The following is a 4,588-nucleotide window of genomic DNA, read 5'->3' on the forward strand; positions in this document are numbered from 1 at the left end:
GGTTGCCAGGATTTTTTAGACATTATGTCTTATATTGGAACCGCTAAAAAACATGGTATAAGTCCATTGTTAGCCTTAAAAAAAGCGCTATTAGGTAAAAGTAATTTTATTTTAACTTAATAGCGACTGAATAGTTACACTATTTTTATTATTATCGTTATTAATATTTTCAGGATGTAGTAGCACAAAAACAAATAATAGTAGTATTGAAGTTAGAGGATTGACTTTAAAATTATCATTAATTAGAGTTGCCTCTGATGTATATTCTATTAATTATGGCTCACCAAGCCTATTTACTAAAGAAATGAGGATATAGACATATTCAAATTTATGGAAGAAGAAAGTGGAGTAGAATTTGAAAAAGATTATAAAGCTGTATTTTATATGGACTTACCACCTATTGGAGCAAGAGGATTTGAAAAAGGTAATTTATTAATATCAACACTTCAACCTTATAAAAGTAAAGATAATGTATTAAATACACCATTTCATGAGTATTCACATAGACTATTCCAAACTTTTACAAGAAAAACTGAATTTACACAGGTAACAGATAAATTACTGAAAGAGAAGGACTTATTAGAAAGCTTTGAAAATGGTGGAGATAAAGGCTATGATTGGATTGGATGGTGTGAAGAAAATCTAGTAGAAGGATTTTCAAGATATTTAGAATATAAATATTATGGTGAGATGAATAGCAAAAAAACTTATATATATGATTTAATGTTTTATGAATATTTGATAGAAAATGAGTTTAATCCTGAAGAAAAAACTTTAGAAGATATAAGTATAGAATTTTATGAAAAAGTTCTAGATGATAAACTGTAAATAAATCAGCTAATATAATACGAACTAAATAACGGGGGTGAAATATGAGAGTTTGTGACAAATGTAATACTAAAATTAGTGATAAGTCAATTATAAAATCAATTTTTAATCAGTATGGATTAATAGAGTGTGATAAATGTAATACAAAATTTAAGATAAGATATAAGAGAATTGTTTTTATGAGTTTGATTATTTTGAATGGTATTATACTTATTTTTTTGAGTAACTTACTTTCTAATACATTGACGAATATTGCTATAAGTATATTTTTAATATTTATTATTGATATATTATTACATTTAAGTGCATTATATTTGTTACCATTGGAAGAAATATAATTTTATTGTATTCTTTTCATAACTAAAAGTTACACGTTATTAATATATTACGAACCAAAGGGATGAGAGCATAGCTCTCTTTTTTTTATAGATTTCTTCTAATAAGATAGCTAAATATTTTATAAAGGAAATTAGAAAGTAAAATAGAAATAAATTTATATAAATTAAAATAGATAAACTTTAGGAGGTACAGGGTTTGAAAATATATATAACTAGGCATGGGCAAACAGAATGGAATGTAGAAGGCAGAATGCAAGGAATTAAAAATTCAAATTTAACAGAACAAGGTAAGAAAGAAGCATTAAATCTAGGGGATAGCTTAAAGGATGCTAAAATAGAGTATATATATACCAGTCCACTAACTAGGGCATATGACACAGCAGTACTTATAAAAGGAGATAAAAATATACCTGTAGAAATCAACGAAAATTTAAAAGAAATGCATTTTGGAATATGGGAAGGGATGTATAATGAGGAGATAGTAAGAGATTATGCAGATGAACATTATAAATTTTGGAATGAGCCTCATTTATATAAATCGATAGACGGAGAAACATTTGAAGAACTTATAAAAAGAGTTAAAATTACTTTAGACGATATTATAAATCAAAATAAGGGTGTAAATATATTATTAGTCACACATGCAATAGTTATAAAAGCTATATATGCAATTATTAAAGATTATGAATTAAAGAGTTTTTGGAACCCTCCATTTATAAATAATACTTGTGTAACAATATTAGAGTGTAATGAAGATGAGCGTGAGTTTATATTAGAAGCAGATACATCACATGTTGAAAATTAATGAGAAACAATCTGCTATAATTAAATAAACAATTATTTAGGGGGAAAACTTATGGGAGAAGTATTTTTAATAGAACCTTCAAAAAATTATAGAGAAGAGTTTATTTCTATGATACGAGATTATGAGAAACATGAAGATGAAGAGTATTTTAATCTTTACAAGGAAGCACTTGAAGATTTTGACAAGTATGTTGATAAATTATTAAACAACTCTAAGGGGATAGGACTACCAAAAGATAGAGTTGCATCTTCTACATATTGGTTAGTTAATAAGAATAGTGATGTTTTAGGAGTTATTAGAATTAGACATGAACTAAATTCAGAGTTTTTGAGAAATATCATAGGTCATATTGGATATGATATATCACCTTCAAATCGAAGAAAAGGATATGGAGAGACTATCTTGAGGTTAGGACTAGAAAAAGTGAAGGAGATGAATATTTCTAATGTATTAGTGACTTGCAAATCTGATAATCATGCATCTTCAAAAGTTATTGAGAAGAATAATGGAGTATTTGAATGTGAAATAGTAGATAGTGAAAGTAATAATATTTATAGAAAATATTGGATTAATATGAACAGCTTAGAAGTAAAGATAAAAAAATATTATGAGAGTTATGATGAGGATAGTCGATTGATAAAGGACAAATCTCACAGTATTGAGTTTATTACAACGACTAAATACTTAGACAGGTATATATCTAAAGGAGATAAAGTACTTGAAGTAGGAGCTGGGACAGGTAAATATTCATTTTACTTTGCTGAAAATGGATGTGATGTAACTGCATTAGAATTATCAGAAAAACATGTGGAAATTATGAAAAATAAACTGAATGATAATATTTTTAATATGGAAGCAGTTCAAGGAAATGCCTTAGATTTAAGTAGATTTGAAGATGAAATATATGATTCTATTTTATGTTTAGGACCAATGTACCACCTTACAAAGGAAGAAGACCGAACAAAGTGTATAAAAGAGTGCTTAAGAGTGTTAAAGCCAGGAGGTTTTATAGCAATTGCATATATAAGTAAATTTGCACATTTTACAGATATGGTAAAAAGAAATAAAGATGATATAAATGATAGAGGACTTCAAAGCATAGTTAAGACAGGGGTAGAATCTAATGATCCTAATTCTTGTTTTTATTTTTCAACTTATGATGATATTGAAAAACTTATGAATGATAATGAAGTTCAAAAAACTTTACATATAGCTACAGATGGAATTTCAGATATGCTAAGGGATAGTGTAAATGATTTTACAAATGAGGAGTTTAATTTGTGGATGCAGTATCACTTAGATACTTGCGAGAATCCTAACTTAATAGGATATAGTAAGCATTGCTTATACATTGGTAGAAAAAATTAACACTTAAGTTAAAAGGGGAATGGATAATGGTGGTATTATTTTGAACAACAAGTACATAGAACTACTTGGGGATGTTAGTAAATTTATAATTATAGAAAAATAAAAACTTGTATTGGTATATACACGAGATATGAATGGGAGAGTTTATATGAGTGAATTTCAATTTATAGAAGGAGATATAGAATTAATAAATTATGTGAAGCCATTATGGGAAAAGTTGAATGAATATCATAAAATTAATTCAACTTACTTTGAAAGTAGATTTATAAACCTTAAATTTGAGGATAGAACAAGCAAGTTTATAAATGATGATAAGATGGGTGTGAAAGTAGACTTAATTAAAGATTTAGATAAAGATTTATATATTGGATATTGCATTAGCACGATAAATAAAGAATTAGCTGGGGAGATTGATTCACTTTTTATTGAGGCAGAGTATCGAAAATATGGTTTAGGGGATCAGTTAATGAATAGAGCTTTAGAATGGCTAAATAATAAAGAAGCTAAAACTAAAAAAATAGTAGTTGCAGAGGGTAATGAAAATGCATTAGAATTTTACAAAAAATATAATTTCTATACAAAAAGTATAATTCTAGAGCATAAATCTTAAAATTTTATATTTTAGTTATCTTAATTGAGAATACGATAGTTAAAATAGTTTATAGATTTAAATATTATTTATAAATTAACTATAGAAAGGGAGGGGATATATTTGGTTAAGATTGGATGCCTAGCTAGATTTTTTAACAGATATAAAGATGAAGTTGAATTTGCTAAAAATAATAATTTTTATTTTATGCAATTATGGTATGACAATAGAGGGCTTTGTTTACACAAAGAAGATGGAGACTTTATAAATACAATAAATCAATATAAATTCCCTACCATAATACAATAATTGAGCAAGATAGCCCCTTGCTTTAACTGTGGGGTGGAATTGCTCGGTCTTGAACTTGATTAAACAGGTATAGAACACTCACCTTGAATATAGTTTTATATGTAGTATATAATAAACAATATAGAAAGTGAGGTGAATAAAGATGATAAAAACTCATAGAGAGAAATTAAAACTAAATAGAGAGCAATTTGGAGTAGTTAGAGAAAAGCAAGTGGAAAGTGCTAAGTGCTGGAATGAAGTAGTTAAAATATCTAGGGAATATTATGATGAAAATAAAAAATGGATAAGCAACTATGATATTCAGAAGTTGGTCAAAGGTAGATATAATTTATCAGGACAAACAATTCAAGC

At 27.0% G+C, this 4,588-nt stretch carries 5 protein-coding genes and 1 pseudogene; all 6 read left to right on the forward strand.

From position 1 onward, the window contains the following. Nucleotides 1-330 precede the first annotated feature (330 nt). Nucleotides 331-828 carry a hypothetical protein gene (locus ACRC03_RS20305; RefSeq protein WP_438654434.1) on the forward strand — a complete coding sequence of 166 codons (498 nt, stop codon included), beginning with the start codon at nucleotides 331-333 and terminating at the stop codon, nucleotides 826-828. 534 nt (nucleotides 829-1,362) lie between these two features. Beyond that, complete coding sequence (locus ACRC03_RS20310) at nucleotides 1,363-1,971, forward strand: histidine phosphatase family protein (RefSeq protein ID WP_438654435.1); 609 nt, start codon at nucleotides 1,363-1,365, stop codon at nucleotides 1,969-1,971. Between the two features lie 51 nt (nucleotides 1,972-2,022). Beyond that, nucleotides 2,023-3,339: a GNAT family N-acetyltransferase gene (locus ACRC03_RS20315; protein ID WP_438654436.1), complete on the forward strand. Its 1,317-nt coding sequence runs from the start codon at nucleotides 2,023-2,025 to the stop codon at nucleotides 3,337-3,339. A gap of 148 nt (nucleotides 3,340-3,487) precedes the next feature. After that, nucleotides 3,488-3,949 carry a GNAT family N-acetyltransferase gene (locus tag ACRC03_RS20320; protein WP_438654437.1) on the forward strand — a complete coding sequence of 154 codons (462 nt, stop codon included), beginning with the start codon at nucleotides 3,488-3,490 and terminating at the stop codon, nucleotides 3,947-3,949. Between the two features lie 102 nt (nucleotides 3,950-4,051). Continuing rightward, nucleotides 4,052-4,237, forward strand: a complete 186-nt coding sequence (locus tag ACRC03_RS20325; RefSeq protein ID WP_438654438.1) for a hypothetical protein — start codon at nucleotides 4,052-4,054, stop codon at nucleotides 4,235-4,237. Between the two features lie 142 nt (nucleotides 4,238-4,379). Further along, nucleotides 4,380-4,588 (forward strand): annotated as a pseudogene (locus ACRC03_RS20330) (RNA-guided endonuclease InsQ/TnpB family protein); the annotation flags it as partial.

Origin of the sequence: Romboutsia sp., from assembly GCF_051659545.1 — a bacterium.
In the GTDB taxonomy this organism is placed as follows: domain Bacteria; phylum Bacillota; class Clostridia; order Peptostreptococcales; family Peptostreptococcaceae; genus JBOFOR01.